Raw genomic sequence first — 21,785 nt, forward strand, 5'->3', positions numbered from 1 at the left:
GGGGTCTGGTCGCGGCGACGCGAAGGGAACGGCGGCCAGCCCGAAGGCGCTAATTATTCGTTAACGCTAGAATGGCGTCGCAGGAGTGCTGCTCATCTGCTCATTCCTTTTCGTTCTATCGGACTGTCCATCAATGATTTCCCTGCGCAACTTCTCCATGCGACGCGGCGAGCGTCTGCTGTTGTCCAACGTCGACCTGACCATGCATGCCGGCTACCGCGTCGGTGTGGTGGGCCGTAATGGCACCGGCAAGTCGAGCCTGTTCGCCGCGGTCAAGGGCGAGCTGGAGGCGGACAAGGGCGATGTCGACCTGCCCGGCAAGGTGCGCACCGCCAGCGTCTCGCAGGAAACCCCGTCGCTGCCGGATCCGGCGCTGTCGTTCGTGCTCGGTGGCGACATCGAGGTCTCCGCGATCCTGCAGGAAGAGGCCGCGGCCACTGCGCGCGAGGACTGGGAAGCGGTGGCCAATGCGCACCAGAAGATGGCCGAGCTGGGCGCCTACGACGCCGAGGCGCGTGCCGGCAAGCTGCTGCACGGCCTGGGCTTCCCGGCCGACACCCATCACCGCGCGGTGTCCTCGTTCTCCGGCGGCTGGCGCGTGCGCCTGAACCTGGCGCGCGCGCTGATGATGCCCAGCGACCTGCTGCTGCTGGACGAACCGACCAACCACCTGGACATGGATGCGGTGCTGTGGCTGGAGCAATGGCTGCTCAAGTATCCCGGCACTCTGCTGCTGATTTCGCATGACCGCGAGTTTCTCGACAACGTGGCCACGCATACGCTGCATCTGCACGGCGGCACCGCCAAGCTGTATGTCGGCGGCTACACCGATTTCGAGCGCCAGCGCATCGAGCACCTGCGCCAGCAGCAGATCGCCCACGCCAAGGAACAGGCCGAGCGCGCGCATCTGCAGAGCTTTATCGACCGCTTCAAGGCGCAGGCCAGCAAGGCCACCCAGGCGCAGAGCCGCATGAAGCGCCTGGCCAAGATGGCCGGCACCGAGGCGGTCCGTGCCGAGCGCGAATTCCGCATCCAGTTCGCCCAACCCAATCGGTTGCCGTTTTCGTTGATCCGCTTGAATCATCTGGATGCCGGGTATGCGGCTGCGCCGCGGGAGTCGGGAATCGGGAATGGGGAATCGCAAAAGCGCGGGTCCAGTGATGCGATTACCGTGCTTCACGATGTCGGGTTTGGGCTGGAGGCGGGTGACCGGATCGGGTTGCTGGGGCCGAATGGTGCGGGTAAGTCAACGCTGGTGAAGACGTTGGTGGGCGAGCTTGCGCCGCTGTCTGGCGAGCGCAGTGCGCATCCGGACCTGCGGATTGGCTACTTCGCCCAGCACACGGTCGAATCGCTGCACGAGGGCCAGTCGCCGATGGATCACTTCCGCGAGCTGTCGCCGGATGGCGCCAACCAGGCGTTCCGTGATTTCCTGGGCAAATGGAACTTCGCCGGCGACCGCGCCTTCGAAGTGGTGGATGGGTTCTCCGGCGGCGAGCGCGCGCGTCTGGCGCTGGCGCTGATCGCCTGGCAGCAGCCGAACGTGCTGCTGCTCGACGAACCGACCAACCATCTGGACCTGGAAATGCGCGAGGCACTGGCCGAAGCGCTGAGCGACTTCGAGGGGGCGATCGTGATGGTCTCGCATGACCGCCATCTGATCGGCCTGGTCTGCGACAGTTTCTGGCGCGTGGCCGATGGCGTGGTCGAGCCGTTCGATGGCGACCTGGACGAATACGCCGCCTGGCTGCGCAGCCGTCCGGCCGCCCAGGGCACCAAGCAGAAGATGGCCGAAGTGGCGCCGACACCGCCACCGCCGACCAAGCCGCTGCCGCCGAAGAAGGCCGTCAACCCACACAAGCTGGCCAGCGCCGAAAAGCGCGTCGGCGAACTGGAAGCGGCGTTGGCGGCGCTGGACCGCGAGCTCGCCAACCCGGGCAACTATGCCGACAGCGAGAAGATGGCGGTGCTGGGCCGCGACCGTGAGGCCACCGCGCAGCAGTTGGCGGCGGCCGAGGCGGCGTGGATGGAACTGCTGGACGGGGCGGACTGACAGCGCGCTTCTGGCTGCGCCGTGGCGGCACACCCAGCCGGAAGAACGTCACTGCGCCGGTATCGCGCCGCGCATGCCTCATCAAGGCGCGCGTGCGTCGCACCGCCCGATGTGGCAAGACCATCGCGGCCTATGCGGCACCGGCGTTGCCGATCCCTGCGACGGTCACGTCGTGCGATCAGCCTGCCCGCAGTCGTGCCAGTAACGACGTGCTGGCATAACCGTCTTGCGGCAACTGCTGGCTGCGCTGGAAGGCACGGATTCCCTGGCGAGTTCGCGCCCCCAGTGCACCGTCGACGCCGCCCACGTCGAAGCCTTTGTCGGTCAGCCGCTGCTGCAGCTCGGTGATATCTGCCACGCTATTGAGCGGCGGATCGTCTTTGGGCCAGGGCTGCTCGACCCCGGCTCCGCCCGCATAGCCATCGGCCAGCAGACCGACCGCCAGCGCATAGGCGGTGGAATTGTTGTAACGCAGAATGCTGCGGAAATTGTTGAACACCAGGAAAGCCGGGCCGCGATACCCGGTGGGCAAAAGCACCGATGCCTGTTCCTGGGCCAGTGCGGGCGCAATCGGCTTGCTGCCACACACCACACCCTGGCGCTGCCATTCGGCAACGGTTTTCCTGATCGTCATGTCGGCCTGCGCGTAGTCGAAGCCGCCTGACAGATGCACTTCCTGGCCCCAGGGAACAGCGCTGCTCCAGTTGCTCTGCTTGAGATAATTCGCGGCAGAGCCCAAGGCATCCGCACTGGAATTCCACACATCCCGTTTGTGGTCCCCATCGTCGTCGACGGCGTAGTCGCGATAAGTGCTCGGAATGAATTGCGTCTGTCCCATGGCGCCGGCCCACGAGCCTACAAACTGCGATCGGTCGACGCCTTTTTCCGTCTGCAGGATCTGCAACGCCGCAAGCAGTTGCGTATTGCCATAGCGGGTGCGCCGACCCTCATGCGCCAGCGTCGCCAGCGAACGGATCACGTAGCGGTCGCCGATCTGTTTGCCGTACTCGCTTTCCATGCTCCAGATGGCCGTCAGGATGCCCGGATCCACACCGTATTGCTGCTGCAACTTTTGAAAGAGGGCGCGCTGGCTGACCAGCAGTTGCTGTCCTTGCTGGATGGCGGACGGGGTGACACGGTCGTCGAGATAATCCCAGGGATAGCGGGTGAATTCGGGCTGCTGCTGATCTAGTGCCTGCACCGATGGATCGGGTGTGACGCCAGCGAATGCAGTGTCCAGCGTGGTTGTTTCAATGCCGGCAGCAAGCGCACGCTGGCGGAAGTCGACCAGCCATTGTTCGAAGCTGGGCGAGGGTGCGGCATCTTGTTGGGCAGCGGCGTTCGTCGCGGGAGGCGAGGTTGTTCCAGGGGCAGTGGCTTGCGCTGTCGCGTTGGCGGCAGCAACACCTGCGCCGATACAGAGCGAGAAACGAAGAAGATGCGAAGGCGTGATCATGGGTCCGCCCGATGCGGGATGGGAGCCCAATGTAGCCATCACTTTTTGGCAATAAAACTATTGCAGCTATTCGTTTTCATCACTTCTTTCATCTCTAAAACAGGCGGGCAACAACGAGTATGTCGGCGTGCCGCCTTCGGCGCGGGTCCAGAGGGAACAGGTGCCGCTGGACCGATCATGCGGAAATGGTTTGCGCTAGCCAGCGGTGAAAGCTGAGCGCGGCGGCGCCGGCCGTCCGCGAGCGCAGCCGCGTCAGCCAATAACGTCCAGCGTTGATCTGGATCGGAAACGGGCACACCAGGCGCCCGGCATCCAGGTCCTGGCGAAACATCGGCAATGGCAACAACGCCACGCCGGCACCGGCCGCCGCGGCACTTGCCAGGGTCAACGAGGAATCGAACATCGCCCCGCGTGCGGCGACTTCGGCCACGCCCGCGGCACGAAACCACTGCGGCCATTCGTCCAGGCGGTACGAGCGCAATAACGGCAGCTGGGCCAGATCGGCCGGCGTGCGCAGGCCGCGCGCCATGCTGGGCGCACACACCGGCGCGAACGGCGCCTCCATCAACGCCTCGGCAATCTGCCCCTGCCAGTCGCCATCGCCAAAGCGGATCGCCAGATCCAGGCCTTCGCCGGCCAGGTCGACGCGGTTGTTGTGAGTCGACAGGCGCAGCTCGATCTCCGGATGCGCCGCATGAAAGGCATCCACGCGCGGCAGCAGCCAGCCAGTGGCGAAGGTGCCGACCACGCCGACGCTGAGCACCTCGCGATAGCGCCCATCGGCAAAGCGCTCCAGGGTGGCTGCGATGCGGTCGAAGGCCTCGCCGAGCACCGGCGCCAGTGCCGCGCCTTCGTCGGTAAGCGCCACGCCGCGCGGCAGGCGGTGGAACAGGCTGCTGCCCAGCTGCTGCTCCAGCGCCTTGATCTGGTGGCTGAGGGCGGCCTGGCTGACGCACAGCTCGCTCGCCGCACGGGTCAGGTTCTGGTGGCGTGCGGCGGCCTCGAAGGCGCGCAAGGCGTTGAGCGGGAGGCGAGGGCGTGGCATGCGCAGAGATTAGTTTAATTCATGCCGGGGATCGAAACATCGCGATACTCCGGCGGCCGCCCCGGGCCGATACTGCAGGCTCTGATCGGGAGGCTGGTCCATGTTGAAGCGTCGACAATTCCTGTGCGCAACCGGCGCGAGTGTGCTGCTTGCGGCGTCCAGGCCCCTGCGGGCCGTCAGTCTGGTGGCGTCTGCAGCGGTTGAGTTGCGAGAGGCATGGGCCGGGATCGAGCGCAGTAGCGGCGGCCGCCTGGGCATCTGCCTGCTCGACAGCGCCACTGGCAGGCGCATCGGCCAGCGCGAGGACGAACGTTTTCCGATGTGCAGCACCTTCAAATTTGTATTGGCTGCGGCAGTATTGCAGCGGGTAGACCAGGGCAAGCTGACGCTGGCGCAACAGGTCAAGATCCGCTCCTCCGACATGCTCGAGCATGCCCCGGTCACCGAGCGCCATGTCGGCGGGTCGCTGAGCGTGGCCGAGCTGTGTCGGGCCACGATGATCCATAGCGACAACCCGGCCGCCAATCTGCTGTTTCCGCTGGTGGGCGAGCCGGCCGGACTGACCGCCTTCCTGCGCGGCATCGGCGATGCGCACACCCGCAGCGACCGCCACGAGCCGGAGATGAACCGGTTCGCCCTGGGCGACCCGCGCGACACCACCACCCCGGCGGCAATGGCCGCCACCTTGCGCACCCTGCTGCTGGGCAACGCGCTGCAGCCGGCCTCGCGCAAGCAGTTGACCGACTGGATGATCGACAACCGCACCGGCGATACCTGCCTGCGCGCCGGCCTGCCGCGCGGCTGGAAGATCGGCGACAAGACCGGCAGCAACGGCAGCGACACCCGCAACGACATCGCCATCCTGTGGCAGCCAGGACGCCAGGCGCCGCTGCTGCTGACCGCCTATCTCAATGGCGCAACGGTCGATGCTGCCGCGCGCGATGCAGCGCTCAAGGCTGTTGCGGCCGCGGTCGCGATGACGGGCGCGGGGTTCACCGACGACGCGTTCCAGCGCGAGTGGCGCGCGCTGACAGAGGTTGCGCCGCGCTGAGTTTTCTCAACCCGGCGCGCCGATCACCAGCGGCTCGTCTTGCTGCAGCCGCGCCGGCCCACCCATGGCCGGGTCGCTGATGCTGTCTGCGCCGGTTTCGATGCGCCCGGCAAGCCGCTGCGCTGCGCCGTCGTGCGTCACCCACAGGTCGTACCAGCCGCCGGTTGCTGCTGCCTGCCAACGGCGTCGTTCGGTGGCGCCGGGTGCAATGCCCAGGCGTTCGTGCGGTTGCGCGGTGGCATACGCGCCCGGCTGCAGCTCCACCTGCACCGCAGTGCTGCCGGCATTGCGCAGCGCTAGGGACACGGCCGCGCGATCGTTCGCATCCTGGGTGATCTCGGCCACCAATAACGGTGCGCCCAGATTTCCGCAATAGTGACGATGGAAGCCATTGGGGCCGATCAACCACAGGTCGTAACGGCCATCGTCGGTGGTCCACGTGGCGTCCACTGCTGCGCCGCTGCCTACGGTATAACGGCGCGGAATCGCCGCAAGATCGAAGCGGTTGTAGACGTGCAGGACCACCGCAGCACCCGCGTTGCACATGCGCAGCTTCACCTCGCCACGTTCAGGCAGATAAGCCAGTTCCACGCTGGGGCGATACGGCAGCGCCCGCGAACGGCGTGTCCCGAACGGCTGCTGCGGCGATTGCAACGTGGCCGGCAACGGCGGCAGTGCGTGTTCGCGCAGGGCTGCCGCGCGCGCTGCGGTGGCGCTGACATCGGGCAACGCCGCGACGAAGGGGCGCGCATCGGCATTGCGGAAATCGAATGCACCGGTGAGGTCACCACACACCGCGCGCCGCCACGGTGTGATCTCCGGCGCGGGCACGCCGAAGCGGCGTTCCAGCAGGCGCAACACCGAGGTGTGGTCGTACACCTGCGAATCCACCCAGCCGCCGCGGCTCCACGGCGAGATCACGTACAGCGGCACGCGCGGGCCCAGGCCATAGGGACGGCCGCGCAGCTCGGGCAGATCCACCTTCTGTTCGCCCGGTGCCGGGTGGCGATGGTAGTCGTCGTCGGTGGCGATACTGGATGCGCCCGCAAAGCCGCCGGCCGCGCGAGGGTCCGGCGACGGTGGCGCCGGCGGCGGCATGTGATCGAAAAAGCCGTCGTTCTCGTCGAACATCAACAACAGCGCGGTGCGGCTCCACACCTGCGGATCGGCGGTCAGCGCATCCAGCACGCGCGCGGTATAGGCCGCGCCCTGCGCAGGACTGGACGGATCCGGATGCTCGCTGCCGGCCGCATCGGCGATGACGAAACTCACCGATGGCAGGCGTCCGCCCAGCACATCGGCGCGTAATTGCTCCACACCGCGTGTGCTGACGCCACGTGCGTGCAGCTGCGCATCGTGCCCGGGCGCAGCACTGAAGGCCTGCCGGAATGGCGCAAAGCCGGCCAGCGGGTTGTCGGTGAAGTTGTCGCGCATGTCCTGATAGATCTGCCAGGACACGCCGGCGCGTTGAAGCTGCTCGACGTAGGTCGTCCAACGGTATGGCTCGGCAAAACCGCCAAGCTCCGGGAAATTGTCGTGCGAGTTGCCGATCACTGGCCCGCCGGCGCGCGCCTGCGGGTCGTTGCCGCCGCTCCATAGGAACACGCGATTGGAATTGGTGCCGGTCTGGATCGAGGCGTGGTACGCATCGCAGATGGTGAAGGCGTCGGCAAGCGCGTACTGGAACGGAATATCCGCGCGCCGGTAATAGCCCAGCGCGTGGTTGTGCTTGGCCGCGGCCCAGTGCCCGAGCCGGCCGTGATCCCAGGCGCGTTGCGCATCCACCCAGCTATGGGGCGTGCCTTGCACGCGCATGAAGCCGAATTGCGCTGCCGTATCCAGCGCAAACGGCGTCAGCCATTGGCGGCCGTCTTCGCTGGGTTGCAGCCACACCGCGCGCGCGGGCGCGCCCGGCAGCGGCGGCGCGGGAATGGGGAAACGATCGCCGAACCCGCGCACGCCGGGCAGGGCGCCGAAGTAATGATCGAAGGCGCGGTTTTCCTGCATCAGGATCACCACATGCTGCAGATCCTCAAGCGTGCCGGTGCGGCGATCCGGCGCGATGGCCGCAGCTCGCGCGATGCTGGGTGGCAACAGCGCGGCGGCGGCACCGGCAAGCCCGCTCTGCAGAACGCGGCGGCGGGGAAGGTCGATCATCGTGTCACCTGGTTGGCGCGCCTACCCTGTCGGCGCTGGAGCGGGCCGAGCGTACCCAATGTGTCAGCGCGTGTGTTCTGGTGCGTGCGTGCACAACCGCCAATGCCGTCCCTTTGCAGGTGCGCAGGAGACAATGCAGGGAGCGGATCGGGGGGGGGGCCTTTTCCCCGATCCGCCCCCACTGGAAATCCTAGCCCCTGTCGGCCGGCGGTGCGCCGTCTACGCTAGAGATCCAGCGTCAAGGTCAGCCCGACCGTGCGCGGCGCGCCGATGAACGCGCTATCGCTGCCGTCCACGCCTTCCAGATAGCGCTTGTCGGTGAGGTTGCTGACGTTGAGCGCCAGCTGCAGGCCCTTGAGCTGCGACGACAGCTGCGACAGTTCCACCCCAAGGTTGGCATCGAAGGTGGTCACGCCATCGAGTGCGGCACGGTTGGAGGCATCCAGGTAGCGCTTGCCCAGGTAGCGCCCGGACACGCCGAAGCGCCACGCCTGGCCGCGCCAGTCCGCCGACATCACCAAGGTGTTACGTGGTTGGCCGATCACCTGCGCGCCGGGGGTGATCTCCAGCGCGGTGTCGCGTGCGGCGTCGCCGCTGCCCAGGTAATCGGCCTTGTTGTAGGTATAGGCACCGTTGATGCGCCAGCCGTTGTCCCAGCCATAGCCGAGCGCTGCTTCCACGCCGCGCGCATGCACGCCGCCGAAGTTCTCGTACACGCCATCGGTTTCGCCCAGGTAGTCGATGCCGGTGACGAAGTTGGCCGGCACATAGACGATGCGGTTGTCGAAGCGGATGTCGTACAGCGTCACGCTGCCGGTCAACGGCCAGCGGCTCAGGCGCAGGCCGAGTTCGACGTTGTCGGCGGTTTCCGGTTGCACCCTGCTCAGCGCGACCGGGTCGGTTTCGCCCAGCACGCCGGAGGGAATCGCGGCGAAGTTCTGCGAATACCCGGCAAAGGCTTCCAGGCCCTGCACCGGGGTGGTCCAGGTCAGGCCGGCCGACAGCAGCGGGTCCGAATGCGAATCCGATTCCACATGCTGCGCATCGCCGATGCGGCGGTCGCGGGTCTGGTCGACGAAGAACTGCTTGACGCCCACACGCCAGGCGAAGGCGCCGTAGCGCATCACGTCCTCGACGTAATACATCTGCTCGTCGGTCTGGTAGTCGTCCTTGAACTGCACCCAGTACGGCTGATGATCGAAGCCGATGTTGGTGCCGACGTTGAGCAGGCGATGCCAGTCGCGGGTGACGCTACGGTCGTAACGTTCCAGCCACGCACCGGCGCGCACGGTGTTGTCGATGGCGCCGAGATCGGCGCGCCACTCCACATCGGCCATCGCGCCGGCGCGGTGGTTGTCGTAGTGGCTGTGCCGATACGACTGCACCGGCACCGAGCCGGCCGGATAGCAGGCCGGGTTGGATTCGGCCGGCACCGCATCGCTGCCGGCGCAGCCGGCCAGCATGGTCGCGGCTGCACCGCCGGGCGTGAGGTAATACAGCTTGCCCAGGTCGCTGCCGGCATACACGGTGTTGCCGCCACGCGCTTCGGATTCCGCGGCGCCGGCGCCGTCGTTGGTGACATCCACCAGATACGGCGGAATCCAGTCGCCACGGCCCTGCATGCGGTGCGCGTAGCCGGTCAGCGTGGTCTTGAAGCCATTGCCGCCATCGAAGGCGCCGCGCAGATAGCCGAAGGTGTTCTTGCGCAGCGCGCGCGAGCCGGAGCGATAGTTCTGGTCCAGGTACGGAATGCCGGTGAGCGTGCCGGTCAGCAGGTCGTGCTCGGGGTCGCGCGCGAACTGCTCGGGCGTCACGCTGGTGTATTCGGATTCGTCGGCATCGTCGTAGGACGCATAGCCGCTGAGCGTCCACTTGTCCAACACGCTGACGAACTTGCCAGCCAGGTGATCGCGGCTGGTATGGCCGCTGCCGTCGATCCAGTCGTCGTTGCGTGCCGACGAGCCGCTGACCCAGGCGCGCGTAGTGCCGCCGAGCACGCCGGTGTCGTAGCGCGCGTAATACTTGCGTGCCTGGTTGTCGCCGATGCCACCGATCACGCGCACGCGCTGCTCTTCCAGCGGGTCGCCGGTGAGATAGTTCAAGGTGCCGCCCAGTGCTTCGTTGGAGCGCGAGGCGATATCGGCGGTGCCCTGGCTGACTTCCACCGTTTCCAGATCCGGCATGTCGATGAAACGGTTGGCCTTGGAGCCGCCGCCATACGCCGAGCCGCCGTTGGGCACACCATCGATGGTGGTGCCGATCTGCTGGGTATCGCGATTGCTGACGAAGCCGCGCATGCTGATCTGCGTGCCCCAATCCGACGAGCCGAAGGCATCGGCTTCGGTCACCACCACGCCGGGCAGTTCGTTGAGCGCATCGTTGACGCTGCCCAGCACGAACTGGCGGTCCAGCATTTCCTTGCTGACATTGGTCTTGGAGTACGTCATCGCCTGGCCGACCACCTGCACCTGATCCAGCGTGGATACCTGCTCGCCAGCGCTGCCCGGTTCGGCCGCGGACGGGCCAGACGCTGCGCCATCGGGGGCTTGCTGTGCGTAAGCGGGCAGGGTGAGCGGAACCAGTAACAACACGAGCGTGGCCGGATGGCGCACGCGCGAGGAGGACGTCGAATCCATTGCAATCCAACAAGCGGGGAGGTCTGCAAAGACTGCCGCGCTTGCATTGCGTGATGATGACCGCGCAAAAGGTGTGGTCGGGATCACTGGATGGTTCTACGAAGCCCTTCCGCAAGGACGATTGCAGGCTAGCGCCGTCTGCATACTTTCGCGTTGGGTCGTTGAACGACATCTCCGAAACTGCGTGTCATACCGTGGGCTATTCATTCCAAGACAGGCGATGCGAGTCGTCGCGTCGTTGTAACGGTGGTCGAGTGCTTGGGTCAAAAGCTCAGGTCGTCGAGGGCGCGGTGCCCTCACCGCTTGCGGGACACGCCGTAAACCCGTCCCTGGGGGCTCGGTGGCGGCATCCATGCCGCCACACGGTCCCGCAACCGGCGAGGACACCGCACCAGGAAATTAGTCGGCTGCTTATTGAAAGCATTTCGCTCGGCTTGCAGTGGCAGACGAGACATTTCGATATTTCGTGTCGAAAGCCTGCCTGTTGCTCGGCTTGCGCGGGAACTGACCGGACGCAACGTGATTCGTACAACGCAAGCCATGCCCCCCTGCTCGCAGCTGCGCACACCGACCATCCAGACAGGTCCTTGTCCGCCCACCGTCGAGGGGCCTTGAGCGGCATGGATGCCGCGCCAGAGCCTCCATGGACGGATTCACGGCGTGTCCCGTGATGGTGGGCGGGCAAGGGCCCCGCGGCCAAGCCGCAGATCATCGGCTCTGCGACCAACGCCCGCGAAACAGGGGCGTTAGCCGCTCCTGGTGTGCGGCGGTGCTTCGGTCTGCTGCGTTTCCGGCATCAACTCCAGCGCCGATGGGGTGGTGCGCAGCATCGGGCGGAAGGAGATCGGGTGGGTGCGGCGGCGCGTGAAGCGCAGCAAGCGTGTCAGGGTAAATCCGGCCAGTGCCAGCAGCATCACCGCGAAATAGACCGGGAGTGCGGCAGGGCCGAATTTCTGCATCGCGCCACCGGCCAGGGCCGGACCGATCGCCGCGCCCACGCCATGCACCAATAGCAGACTGCTGCAGCCGGAGAGCAGATCTTCGCGCGGCAGGTAATCGAGCATGTGTGCCACCGCGAACGGATACAGCGAGAACGCCAACCCGCCGTACACGAAGAACAGCACGAACAACAGTTGGGTCTGTGCCTGCACCATCGGCACCGCGGCGGCGATTGCAATGCCGGCCGCCAGCATGCTGATCGTGACCAGGCCGATGCGCCGGTCATGGCCATCGCTGATGCGCCCGATCGGCCACTGCAGCACTGCACCGCCGATGATGGCGGTGAGCATGAACATCGCTACGCCGTCGGCATCCAGCCCGATGCGGTCGGCGTACACCGGCAACAAGCCCCAGAACGCCCCCATCGCCAGGCCCGACAATCCCGCGCCGATGGTCGCCACCGGCGCCAGTGCGTACAGCGTTTTCAGGCGCAGGCGCGAGACGTGCGGCACCTCGGGCGGAATCAGGCGCGTGGTCATCACCGGCATCACTGCCGCCCAGATCAGGATCGCCGTCAGCGTGAACATCGCCGGTGCGCCCGCATCGCCTGCGGTGAGCAGGATCTGGCCCAGCGCCAACGCCGACAGATTGATCGCCATGTACACCGAAAACACCCGGCTGCGCCGACGCGCGTCCGGCTCGGCGTTGAGCCAGCTTTCGATCACCGTGTACAGGCCTACCAATGCCGCGCCGGTGACCAAGCGTAGCAATCCCCAGCCCCAGGCGTTCAGCCAGATTGGATGCAGCAGCACCGCGATCGCCGCCAGCGCCGCGTAAAACGCGAATGCGCGGATATGCCCGATGCGCCGGATCAGCGGCGGTGCGAAGAAGGTGCCGAGAAAGAAGCCGGCGAAATACCCGGACATGATCAGGCCGAGCGCACGCGCATCGAAACCGGCCTGTCCACCGCGCACGGCAAGCAGGGTACCGAGCAGCCCGCTGCCGGTCAGCAGCAGGGCAACGCCCAGCAGTAAGGCAGTCAGCCGCAACATGGATGCGGTCCTCGTGGGGGAAGAGGCGCGTCGATCACCTGTTCGAGTGTAGCAGCCCGTGTCCTGCGGCTTGACCGAAGCCAGCTGGCTTGCGGCGTTCGATACCAAGTGGTTGGCTGTAGTTCGGCGCGAGGCCTGGATGTTCGACGTTCCGGATGACGGCCCCACCTGCCTGCGCAGTTCGCACGGGCACGCCGCCCCATCACTCGGTGCCCAGGCCGGCGACCGTCGGCATACGCGCGCACGCCCCCATGTCTTGCCGTCTGCCGATGGGAGCCGCGATGCCGGGCGCCCATCGGGCGCACGGGCGGGCACGCAGCGATCACCGATCGATGTCTCTCGCCGGCAACGCGTGCGCGCGTGGTCAAGCGCAGATGCACCACTGCACCTGCCTGCCCGCATCCGTCTAGAATCTGCGCCCCTGCATCGTCTTCAGCTGATCCTGCCATGCCCATCTACGGTTTCCAGTGCACCACCTGCGGCCACGCCTTCGACCGCCTGCAGAAGATGGCCGACCCCGATCCGCAGACCTGTCCGGCCTGCGCGGCGGCCACGATCAAGCGCCAGATCACCGCGCCGTCGTTCCGTCTGTCCGGTAGCGGCTGGTACGAAACAGACTTCAAGTCGGCGGGCGAGAAAAAGAAAAACCTCAGCGAGAGCAGCAGCGCCGGTGGCGATGCCAAGCCGGCAGCCGCCGCCGAGAGCAAGCCCGCGGCAAAGCCCGCGGCCGACCCTGCCTGAGCCGGGTCAGCGCGCCGCAACGACGGGTGGTGCCGGGCAGCGGTTGGCAGTGCTGAAGCCGCAACCCCCATCCGACCCGTAAGCGGAGCGCGTACCTGCTGCCTCAACGCGCCTCGAAGCGCGCCCGGCAGCCATCGTTGACCCACAGCGTCGCGCGGCGGTCGTCGTATCCCCAGCTGCGGCCTTCTTCGCAACGGGTGTCGGACAGCTGGCGGGTCAGCACCGGGCGACCATAGCGGCCATCCCAGCCGCAGGTACGCAGGCGGCGGTCGTCGCTGGCGCAGGTGATGGCGTAATCGTTGCGCGGGCGGTCGTCGCGGCCACCGTCGCCACCGTCACTCCGGTCCCAGCCGCCGCGTGCCTGCGCAAACTCGCCCCGGCAGCCGTCGTCCACCCAGATCCGGCCCCCGTCCTGGCGCCAGTTGCGGCCTTCCACGCAGGGCGTGTTGGACAGCTGGCGCACCAGTGTGGCCCGACGCCAGCCGGTGTCGCAGATCTTCTGGCGCTGGTCGTTGCTCTCGCAGCGCACCGTGCCGGCGACCCCGCCGCCGCCGGGGCCACCGTCGCCGCCCCAGCCGCCGCCGTTGCGGCCATCGACAAAGCGCCCGCGGCAGCCGTTGTCCACCCAGACCCGGCCGCGGTCGCTGCCCCAGTTGCGGCCTTCGATGCAGCGGGTGCCGGAGATGTTTTCGACCAGCACCGCGCGGCCGCGGAACGGCGTATCGCACTCGCGGCGACGGTTGTCGTTGCTGGAGCAGGTGATGCTGGGGCCGTTCCAGCCACGGTCCTGCGCGGCGGCCGGAGCGCTAGTCAGCAGGCCGGTCAGGGTGATCAGGCCGAAGCCGGAGAGCAGCAGGGCGGTGCGCAGGATCGTGGCGTCCTTGGTGCGGAAGGGTCTGGCGCCTATTCAGCCGGGCGCTGACTTAAGCGGCCATGAGCGCCTGCGCATTTGCTCCTGTCGCCCGCCGGCCCCAGAATATCCGGCTCTCCGGCGCCGTCCTGCGTCGGGTTTTCAGCGGAGCTTTCGATGCGTACCCACTTCTGCGGCCTGGTCGATGAGACCTTGATCGGCCAAACCGTCACTCTCGCCGGCTGGACCGACGTGGCCCGCAACCTGGGCGGGGTGTGCTTCATCGACCTGCGCGACCACGAAGGCATCGTGCAGGTGACGGTGGAACCGGTGGCCGGCGACGACGCCAGCGCAGAGCTGTTCAAGGTGGCCGCCAGCCTCGGCTACGAGGACGTGCTGCAGGTCGAAGGCGTGGTGCGCGCGCGTCACGCGGTCAACGACAAGCTGCGCACCGGCAAGGTGGAAGTGATCGCCACCCGCATCAGCATCCTCAACAAGGCTGCGCCGCTGCCGTTCCACGCGCATGAAAACCCGGGCGAGGAAACCCGCCTGAAGTACCGTTACCTGGATTTGCGCCGTCCGGAAATGCAGCGCATGCAGCGCACCCGCATCAAGCTGGTGCAGGCGCTGCGCCGGCACCTGGACGCACGCGATTTCCAGGACATCGAGACCCCGATCCTGACCAAGGCCACCCCGGAAGGCGCACGCGACTTCCTGGTGCCGGCGCGCATGCATCCGGGCGAGTTCTATGCGTTGCCGCAGAGCCCGCAGCTGTTCAAGCAGATCCTGATGGTGGCCGGCTTCGATCGCTATTACCAGATCGCGCGCTGCTTCCGTGACGAAGCGCTGCGCGCCGACCGCCAGCTGGAATTCACCCAGCTGGACATGGAATTTGCCTTCGTGCGCGAGCGCGACGTGCAGGATTTCGTCGAAGACATGATCCGCGCGATCTTCAAGGAAGTGGTGGACGTCGACCTGGCCGCGCAGTTCCCGCGCATGACCTGGGCCGAGGCGATGCGTCGCTATGGTTCGGACAAGCCGGACCTGCGCATCGCGCTGGAACTGGTCGACGTGGCCGAGCTGGTCAAGTCCAGCGAGTTCCCGGTGTTCACCGCCGCCGCCAACGATGCCGACGGCCGCGTGGCCGCGCTGCGCATCCCCGGTGGCGCCACGCTGAGCCGCAAGCAGATCGACGAATACGCCGCCCACGCCGCCAAGTACGGCGCCAAGGGCCTGGCCTACATCAAGCTGTCGGAGACCGGCGACGTCAGCTCGCCGATCGCCAAGTTCTTCGGCGAAGAGGCCTTCGCCGCACTGCTCAAGCACGTCGGTGCAACCAACGGCGACATCGTGTTCTTCGGCGCCGGCCGCTACAACACCGTGTCCGACTTTATGGGCGCACTGCGGTTGAAGGCCGGCAAGGAGTTCAACCTGATCGCCGATGGCTGGGCGCCGCTGTGGGTCACCGATTTCCCGATGTTCGAGTGGGACGAGGAGGCGCAGCGCTACGTGGCCCTGCATCACCCCTTCACCGCGCCGGCGGTGGACGACATCGCCGACCTGCGCGCCAACGCCCGCACCGCGGTGTCGCGCGGCTACGACATGGTGCTCAACGGCAACGAGATCGGCGGCGGTTCGATCCGTATCCACCGCCCGGACATGCAGAGCGCGGTGTTCGAACTGCTCGGCATCGGCGCCGAGGAAGCGCGCGCCAAGTTCGGCTTCCTGCTGGATGCGCTGAACTACGGCGCCCCGCCGCACGGCGGCATTGCCTTCGGCATCGACCGCATCGCTGCATTGATGGCGGGCACCGAGTCGATCCGCGACGTCATCCCGTTCCCCAAGACCACCGGCGCGCAGGATCTGATGACCGACGCCCCCTCGCCGATCCCCGCCGATCAGCTGGCCGAAGTGCACGTGCAGGTACGCCCCAAGCAGGCCTGACCTGCCACCAGACGGCCACGCCAGCGCGTGGCCGTGTTGCCGATACGCTGCCGTCAGCGCATCGGGTGAGTGACATGCCGTCAACGCGACGGCCTGCGACGAACTATCGGTATCCTCGTCGAAGCTGCGCATGGGCCGTAGCCCGCAACGCAGCGCTTGGACCTTTGGTGCACGTTCAATCGGCCATCCCGAGTCGCGCTAGCGTGCCGATGCGCAGTCACAGCAACGCACGCATCGCAGATGCTGCTCCGGTTCCCGGTTCCCGGTTCCCCATTCCCCATTCCCCATTCCCCATTCCCCATTCCCCGCTTGCAGCAACGAAGCCGCATGCGCGAAGCTGCCATGTCCCCCCGGCATGAGACGCCCGCATGACCCGCATCCGCCGCGCCACACCGGACGATGCCGAAGCCTTGTCGCTGCTGGCTGCGCAGACCTTCACCGAAACCTTCGGACATCTGTACCCGCCAGAGGATCTGCACGGCTTTCTGCAGGAGACCTATGCGGTCGAGCGCGCGCGCATCGTGCTGGCGCATCCGCACTATGCGATCTGGCTGCTGGAGATGGACAACCTGCTGGTCGGCCACGCTGCCGCTGGCCCCTGCGGGCTGCCGCACCAGGACGTGCGTCCCGGCGACGGTGAGCTCAAGCGGCTGTATCTGTTGAAGGACTACCAGAACAGTGGCTGGGGCAGCCGCCTGTTCGAGACCACGCTGGAATGGCTGGAGCGCGACGGCCCGCGCACGCTGTGGATCGGCGTGTGGTCGGAGAATTTCGGCGCACAACGCTTCTACGCCCGCTACGGGTTCGAAAAGGTGGGCGAGTACGATTTCCCGGTCGGCAAGATCGTCGACCGCGAATTCATCCTGCGCCGCAATCCGCGCATTGCGGCCGACTGAGCGGCACGCCGATGCCAGCGGGTGCGCGACGTGCGACCGCGACCGCCGACGTGCTGCTGGTGCACGGCATCTGGAACACCGCGCATTGGTTGTTGCCGCTCGCGCGTCGGCTGCGTGCCGAGGGCCTGGCGCCTGCGCTGTTCGGCTACGCCAGCGTGCTCGGCGGTCCGGCGCAGGCGGTGCCGCGGCTGATCGAACGCCTGCAGGCGACCGGCGCGCAGTGGCTGGTCTGCCATAGCCTGGGCGGCCTGGTCGCGCTGCAGGCCCTGCGCGCTGCGCCCGCATTGCCGGTGCGCCGCGTGGTCTGCCTGGGCTCGCCGTTATGCGGCAGCGCTGCCGCGCGCGGCCTGGCCCGACGCGGCGGGCGATGGGCGCTGGGGCGTAGCGCGGCCTTGCTGCAGCACGGTGTCGCGCACTGGGAGGGCGAGGCGGAGATCGGCCAGATCGCCGGCACCGTCGCGCACGGGGTGGGGCGCTGGCTGGCGCCACTGGACGGCGACTCGGACGGCACCGTGGCGCTGGCCGAAACCCGCCTGCCCGGGCTGCGCGACCATTGCGTGGTGCAGGCCAGCCACAGCGGTCTGTTGCGCTCGTCCGAGGCCGCGCAGCAGGTGCTGCGCTTCCTGCGCCAGGGCCGGTTCGGCCACTGAACGCCGCCGCCCCGGTGCGGGCGAGCAATCAGGTAAAATCCGCGCCCTGTCATCCAAGCCAGTCTGGAACCACCCATGGGTAGAGGCCCCTCCATCGAAGGCCGCAAGAACGCCTCCGACGCCAAACGCGGCAAGATGTTCACCAAGATCATTCGCGAGATCAGCGTGGCCGCGCGCGGCGGCGGTGGCGATCCGTCCAACAATCCGCGCCTGCGCGTGGCGGTGGACAAGGGTCTGTCGGCGAACATGTCCAAGGACGTGATCGAGCGCGCCATCAAGAAAGCCACCGGCGAGCTGGAAGGCGTGGAATACGAGGAAGTGCGCTACGAGGGCTACGCCCCCGGCGGCGTGGCGGTGATCGTGGACTGCCTGACCGACAACCGCGTGCGTGCGGTGGCCGACGTGCGCCATGCCTTCAGCAAGTGCGGCGGCAACATGGGCACCGACGGCTCGGTGGCCTTCATGTTCAAGCGCCTGGGCGTGCTGAGCTTTGCTGCCGGCACCGACGAAGACACCCTCACCGACGCGGCGATCGAGGCCGGCGCCGACGATGTGGTGGTCTACCCGGAAGACGGCGCCATCGACGTACTGACCGCCCCGGACGCCTTCGCCCAGGTCAAGCAGGCGCTGACTGCCGCCGGCCTGGAACCGGCCCACGCCGAAATCACCTTCCGCGCCGAAAACGACATCGCCGTCGACGGCGACACCGCCGTGCAGGTCCGCAAGCTGCTCGACATGCTCGAAGACCTGGACGACGTCCAGGACGTGTATTCGAACGTCGATCAGTCGGCGCTTGGCGCGTAAGTGCCGGGAATCGGGAATGGAGAATCGGGAATTGAATCAGCTGCACCCTGCATTGCTCGGCAGCGTCGGGCATGCCAGGAGGCCGCGTTACCCATTCCCGAATCCCGAATCCCCAATCCCGGCGTTTCAATGACCCGCATCCTGGGCATCGACCCCGGCTCGCAGCGCACCGGGCTCGGCATCATCGACGTCGACGAGAGCGGTCGCAGCCGGCATGTCTATCATGCGCCGCTGGTGCTGCTGGGCGAGGGCGACTTCGCCCAGCGGCTCAAGCGCCTGCTGCACGGGCTGGGCGAGGTGATCGAGACCTACCGGCCGCAGGAAGTGGCGATCGAGAAGGTGTTCATGGGCAAGAGCGCCGATTCCGCGCTCAAGCTCGGCCACGCGCGCGGGGCGGCGATCTGCGCGGTCGTGCTGCGCGATCTGCCGGTGCACGAGTACGCTGCCACCGAGATCAAGCTGGCGCTGGTCGGCAAGGGCGGGGCGGACAAGGTGCAGGTCCAGCACATGGTCGGCATCATGCTCAACCTGAAAGGCAAGCTGCAGGCCGACGCCGCCGACGCACTGGCGGTCGCCATCACTCACGCCCACGTGCGCGCCACCGCGCAGCGCCTGGGCGTCAATACCCAACAGGCCTGGAGCCGCAAGAAATGAGAATCAGGATTCGGGAATCGGGAATCGGGAATAGCAACAGCAGAGTCCAGGGCAGCGCGCGCTCTTGCGATTCCCCATTCCCGATTCCCCATTCCCGGCACCTCCTTGGAGGTGCCCAATGATCGGCCGCCTGCGCGGGCTGCTGGCCTACAAGCAGCCGCCGTGGCTGGTGATCGACGTGGGCGGGGTGGGCTACGAGCTGGAGGCGCCGATGAGCACCTTCTACGACCTGCCCGATGTCGGCCGCGACGTGATCCTGTTCACCCACTACGCGCAGAAGGAAGATAGCGTGTCGCTGTACGGATTCCTGCGCGAAGGCGAGCGCAGGCTGTTCCGCGACGTGCAGAAGGTCACCGGCATCGGCGCCAAGATCGCGCTGGCGGTGCTGTCCGGGGTCAGCGTGGACGAGTTCGCCCGCCTGATCACCAGCGGCGACATCACCGCGCTGACCCGCATCCCCGGCATCGGCAAGAAGACCGCCGAGCGTATGGTGGTGGAGCTGCGCGACCGCGCCGCCGACTTCAGCAGTGGCGCGCCGATCACCGGCCAGCTTGGCCCGGATGCGGTGTCCGAAGCCACGGTGGCCTTGCAGCAACTGGGTTACAAGCCGGCCGAGGCCGCACGCATGGCACGCGAGGCCGGGGCAGAAGGCGACGACGTCGCCACGGTCATTCGCAAGGCCCTCCAGGCCGCGCTGCGTTAAGGGCGACTGGCAAAACGACTGCGCGCCCGCCAAGCGGGCGCGGCCGGTGCTCGGAATCGGCAGGGACCACTCGTACACTGCGGCTCCCGTGCGCGGCCCGCATCCAACTGACCACCGCTCGCTACGTTTTTAGTCACTCAACGCCGCGCTGTCTTCCTCTCCTTCACGCCACTTGGCGATACCCTGCCCACTTCATGTCCCAGACCCCCACTTCCGCAGCCGGCCACGGCCATGCGCCTGCCAATAGCCATATGGCCTTGGTCATCGGCGCCATCGGCGTCGTCTTCGGCGATATCGGCACCAGTCCGCTGTACACCCTCAAGGAGGCGTTCTCGCCGCACTACGGGCTGACCAGCGATCACGACACCGTGCTGGGCGTGCTGTCGCTGGCGTTCTGGGCGCTAATGGTCACGGTGACGCTCAAGTACGTCACCATCATCATGCGTGCCGACAACGAGGGCGAGGGCGGCATCATGGCGCTGATGGCGCTGACCCAGCGCACCCTCAAGCAGGGCTCGCGCTCGGCCTACGTGGTCGGCATCCTCGGCATCTTCGGCGCCTCGCTGTTCTTCGGCGATGGCGTGATCACCCCGGCCATCTCGGTGATGGGCGCGGTGGAAGGCCTGGAAATCGCCGCACCCAGCCTGCATCCCTTCATCGTGCCGATCACCGTGATGGTGCTGCTGGTGGTGTTCATGGTGCAGCGCTTCGGTACCGAAAAGGTCGGCAAGGTGTTCGGCCCGATCACCTGCTTGTGGTTCCTGTCGCTGGGGGCGATCGGCGCCTGGAACATCGTCGATGCGCCGGAAGTGATGAAGGCCTTCAACCCGTGGTGGGCGATCCGCTTCTTCATGGAGCATGGCTGGCACGGGGTGTTCATTCTCGGCGCGGTGGTGCTGGCAGTGACCGGCGGCGAGGCGCTGTACGCGGACATGGGCCACTTCGGCGCCAAGCCGATCCGCCATGGCTGGTATTTCTTCGTCTTGCCGATGCTGCTGCTCAACTACCTGGGGCAGGGCGCGCTGGTGCTCAATCATCCCTCCGCACTGAAGAACCCGTTCTTCGAAGCGGTGCCGGGCTGGGCGCTGTATCCGATGATCATCCTGGCCACGCTGGCGGCGGTGATCGCGTCGCAGGCGGTCATCACCGGCGCCTATTCGGTGGCCCGCCAGGCGATGCAGCTGGGCTACATCCCGCGCATGCTGATCAAGCACACTTCGCGCACCACCATCGGCCAGATCTACGTGCCCGGCATCAACTGGCTGTTGATGGTGATGGTGATCGCGCTGGTGCTGATCTTCCGCAGTTCCACCAATCTGGCGGTGGCCTACGGCATCTCGGTGTCGATGACGATGCTGATCGACACCCTGCTGCTGGCGCTGGTGGCGCGCTCGTTGTGGCCGCGCTGGCGCAACTGGGTGCTGCCGCTGTGCGTGGTGTTCTTCATCATCGAGCTGGCCTTCGTCATCGCCAACGGCGCCAAGCTCCTGCAGGGCGCCTGGTTCCCACTGGCGCTGGGCATCGTGGTGTTCACCCTGATGCGCACCTGGCGCCGCGGCCGCGCGCTGCTGCGCGAGGAAATCCGCAAGGACGGCATCCGCATCGACAGCTTCCTGCCCGGCCTGATGCTGGCCCCGCCGGCGCGCGTGCCGGGCATGGCGGTGTTCCTCACCGCCGACCCGATGGTCGTGCCGCATGCGCTGATGCACAACCTCAAGCACAACAAGGTGCTGCACGAGCGCAACATCTTCCTCAACGTCGATACCTTGCCGATCCCGTATGCGCCGGCCGACAAGCGCCTGCAGATCGAATCGATCGGCGACGAGTTCTACCGCGTCTATGTGCGCTTCGGTTTCATGGAGACGCCGGACGTGCCGCTGGCCCTGATGCGCTCCTGCGACCAGGGCGGCATCCATTTCGATCCGATGGACACCACCTTCTTCGCCAGCCGCGAGACCATCGTGGCCAGCGCCAACCGCGGCATGCCGATCTGGCGCGACAAGCTGTTCGCGCTGATGCATCGTAACGCCGCCCCGGCCACCGGCTTCTTCCGCATCCCCGGCAACCGCCTGGTCGAGCTGGGCGCCCAGGTTGAGATCTGAGGCCGCCGGTGGCGGCTCGGGATTAGGGATTGGGGAGTCGGGATTGGCAAGA

Annotated in this window: 16 protein-coding genes and 1 other RNA gene; 11 read left to right on the forward strand and 6 right to left on the reverse strand. The window is 66.9% G+C overall.

Annotation, left to right across the window (positions count from 1 at the left end; translation table 11 throughout):
• Nucleotides 1-133 precede the first annotated feature (133 nt).
• The gene (locus LL972_RS00390) at nt 134-2,053 is read left to right on the forward strand and encodes an ABC-F family ATP-binding cassette domain-containing protein (protein WP_228325932.1); all 1,920 of its coding nucleotides are present in this window, start codon (nt 134-136) and stop codon (nt 2,051-2,053) included.
• Between the two features lie 178 nt (nt 2,054-2,231).
• Here LL972_RS00390 and LL972_RS00395 read toward each other — a convergent pair whose 3' ends face one another.
• Together LL972_RS00395 and ampR are read right to left on the reverse strand one after the other, a co-directional pair.
• Entirely contained in the window at nt 2,232-3,509 is a 1,278-nt protein-coding gene (locus LL972_RS00395; protein WP_228325933.1) for a lytic murein transglycosylase, read from the reverse strand.
• A gap of 175 nt (nt 3,510-3,684) precedes the next feature.
• Nucleotides 3,685-4,554 (reverse strand): LysR family transcriptional regulator AmpR, encoded by an 870-nt coding sequence (ampR, locus tag LL972_RS00400; protein ID WP_228325934.1) that lies wholly within the window; start codon nt 4,552-4,554, stop codon nt 3,685-3,687.
• 100 nt (nt 4,555-4,654) lie between these two features.
• Here ampR and bla point away from each other — a divergent pair, with 100 nt between their 5' ends.
• Complete coding sequence (gene bla, locus LL972_RS00405; protein ID WP_228325935.1) at nt 4,655-5,605, forward strand: class A beta-lactamase; 951 nt, start codon at nt 4,655-4,657, stop codon at nt 5,603-5,605.
• 6 nt (nt 5,606-5,611) lie between these two features.
• Here the strand turns inward: bla and LL972_RS00410 are convergent, their stop codons facing one another.
• The 3 genes from LL972_RS00410 to LL972_RS00420 all read right to left on the reverse strand — a co-directional run bounded on the left by LL972_RS00410 (nt 5,612) and on the right by LL972_RS00420 (nt 12,389).
• Nucleotides 5,612-7,762, reverse strand: coding sequence for a phosphocholine-specific phospholipase C (locus LL972_RS00410; RefSeq protein ID WP_228325936.1), 2,151 nt, complete (start codon nt 7,760-7,762; stop codon nt 5,612-5,614).
• A gap of 224 nt (nt 7,763-7,986) precedes the next feature.
• Nucleotides 7,987-10,398, reverse strand: coding sequence for a TonB-dependent receptor domain-containing protein (locus LL972_RS00415; protein WP_228325937.1), 2,412 nt, complete (start codon nt 10,396-10,398; stop codon nt 7,987-7,989).
• A gap of 746 nt (nt 10,399-11,144) precedes the next feature.
• The gene (locus LL972_RS00420; RefSeq protein ID WP_228325938.1) at nt 11,145-12,389 is read right to left on the reverse strand and encodes an MFS transporter; all 1,245 of its coding nucleotides are present in this window, start codon (nt 12,387-12,389) and stop codon (nt 11,145-11,147) included.
• A gap of 447 nt (nt 12,390-12,836) precedes the next feature.
• Between LL972_RS00420 and LL972_RS00425 the strand changes: the two genes are divergently transcribed.
• Nucleotides 12,837-13,130, forward strand: a complete 294-nt coding sequence (locus LL972_RS00425) for an FmdB family zinc ribbon protein (protein WP_104583599.1) — start codon at nt 12,837-12,839, stop codon at nt 13,128-13,130.
• Nucleotides 13,131-13,233: 103 nt separating this feature from the next.
• Here the strand turns inward: LL972_RS00425 and LL972_RS00430 are convergent, their stop codons facing one another.
• On the reverse strand, nt 13,234-14,001 hold the full coding sequence (locus tag LL972_RS00430) for a DUF3011 domain-containing protein (protein WP_228326017.1): 768 nt from the start codon (nt 13,999-14,001) through the stop codon (nt 13,234-13,236).
• Nucleotides 14,002-14,157: 156 nt separating this feature from the next.
• Between LL972_RS00430 and aspS the strand changes: the two genes are divergently transcribed.
• The 8 genes from aspS (at nt 14,158) to LL972_RS00470 (ending at nt 21,733) form a co-directional block, all read left to right on the forward strand.
• Nucleotides 14,158-15,924 carry an aspartate--tRNA ligase gene (gene aspS, locus LL972_RS00435; protein ID WP_228325939.1) on the forward strand — a complete coding sequence of 589 codons (1,767 nt, stop codon included), beginning with the start codon at nt 14,158-14,160 and terminating at the stop codon, nt 15,922-15,924.
• A 368-nt stretch (nt 15,925-16,292) separates the two neighbouring features.
• Entirely contained in the window at nt 16,293-16,820 is a 528-nt protein-coding gene (locus LL972_RS00440) for a GNAT family N-acetyltransferase (RefSeq protein ID WP_228325940.1), read from the forward strand.
• Nucleotides 16,821-16,831: 11 nt separating this feature from the next.
• Complete coding sequence (locus LL972_RS00445; RefSeq protein ID WP_228325941.1) at nt 16,832-17,470, forward strand: alpha/beta hydrolase; 639 nt, start codon at nt 16,832-16,834, stop codon at nt 17,468-17,470.
• A gap of 75 nt (nt 17,471-17,545) precedes the next feature.
• The gene (locus LL972_RS00450) at nt 17,546-18,274 is read left to right on the forward strand and encodes a YebC/PmpR family DNA-binding transcriptional regulator (RefSeq protein ID WP_228325942.1); all 729 of its coding nucleotides are present in this window, start codon (nt 17,546-17,548) and stop codon (nt 18,272-18,274) included.
• A gap of 129 nt (nt 18,275-18,403) precedes the next feature.
• Nucleotides 18,404-18,928, forward strand: coding sequence for a crossover junction endodeoxyribonuclease RuvC (ruvC, locus tag LL972_RS00455; RefSeq protein WP_016904120.1), 525 nt, complete (start codon nt 18,404-18,406; stop codon nt 18,926-18,928).
• Between the two features lie 118 nt (nt 18,929-19,046).
• A complete protein-coding gene (gene ruvA / locus LL972_RS00460; protein ID WP_104533898.1) occupies nt 19,047-19,631 on the forward strand; it encodes a Holliday junction branch migration protein RuvA in 585 nt (194 codons plus the stop codon).
• A gap of 61 nt (nt 19,632-19,692) precedes the next feature.
• A non-coding RNA gene (locus LL972_RS00465) (sX9 sRNA) lies at nt 19,693-19,766 on the forward strand.
• A 59-nt stretch (nt 19,767-19,825) separates the two neighbouring features.
• Nucleotides 19,826-21,733 (forward strand): potassium transporter Kup, encoded by a 1,908-nt coding sequence (locus LL972_RS00470; RefSeq protein ID WP_228325943.1) that lies wholly within the window; start codon nt 19,826-19,828, stop codon nt 21,731-21,733.
• Nucleotides 21,734-21,785: the final 52 nt, after the last annotated feature.

The sequence above is a fragment of the Xanthomonas campestris pv. asclepiadis genome (assembly GCF_020784175.1).
Taxonomy (GTDB): Bacteria; Pseudomonadota; Gammaproteobacteria; order Xanthomonadales; family Xanthomonadaceae; genus Xanthomonas; species Xanthomonas campestris_D.

Coding starts and splice junctions, on each gene's coding strand:
- LL972_RS00390 (WP_228325932.1), top strand. CDS start 134: ATGATTTCCCTGCGCAACTTCTCCATGCGACGCGGCGAGCGTCTGCTG.
- LL972_RS00395 (WP_228325933.1), bottom strand. CDS start 3,509: ATGATCACGCCTTCGCATCTTCTTCGTTTCTCGCTCTGTATCGGCGCA.
- ampR (WP_228325934.1), bottom strand. CDS start 4,554: ATGCCACGCCCTCGCCTCCCGCTCAACGCCTTGCGCGCCTTCGAGGCC.
- bla (WP_228325935.1), top strand. CDS start 4,655: ATGTTGAAGCGTCGACAATTCCTGTGCGCAACCGGCGCGAGTGTGCTG.
- LL972_RS00410 (WP_228325936.1), bottom strand. CDS start 7,762: ATGATCGACCTTCCCCGCCGCCGCGTTCTGCAGAGCGGGCTTGCCGGT.
- LL972_RS00415 (WP_228325937.1), bottom strand. CDS start 10,398: ATGGATTCGACGTCCTCCTCGCGCGTGCGCCATCCGGCCACGCTCGTG.
- LL972_RS00420 (WP_228325938.1), bottom strand. CDS start 12,389: ATGTTGCGGCTGACTGCCTTACTGCTGGGCGTTGCCCTGCTGCTGACC.
- LL972_RS00425 (WP_104583599.1), top strand. CDS start 12,837: ATGCCCATCTACGGTTTCCAGTGCACCACCTGCGGCCACGCCTTCGAC.
- aspS (WP_228325939.1), top strand. CDS start 14,158: ATGCGTACCCACTTCTGCGGCCTGGTCGATGAGACCTTGATCGGCCAA.
- LL972_RS00440 (WP_228325940.1), top strand. CDS start 16,293: ATGACCCGCATCCGCCGCGCCACACCGGACGATGCCGAAGCCTTGTCG.
- LL972_RS00445 (WP_228325941.1), top strand. CDS start 16,832: ATGCCAGCGGGTGCGCGACGTGCGACCGCGACCGCCGACGTGCTGCTG.
- LL972_RS00450 (WP_228325942.1), top strand. CDS start 17,546: ATGGGTAGAGGCCCCTCCATCGAAGGCCGCAAGAACGCCTCCGACGCC.
- ruvC (WP_016904120.1), top strand. CDS start 18,404: ATGACCCGCATCCTGGGCATCGACCCCGGCTCGCAGCGCACCGGGCTC.
- ruvA (WP_104533898.1), top strand. CDS start 19,047: ATGATCGGCCGCCTGCGCGGGCTGCTGGCCTACAAGCAGCCGCCGTGG.
- LL972_RS00470 (WP_228325943.1), top strand. CDS start 19,826: ATGTCCCAGACCCCCACTTCCGCAGCCGGCCACGGCCATGCGCCTGCC.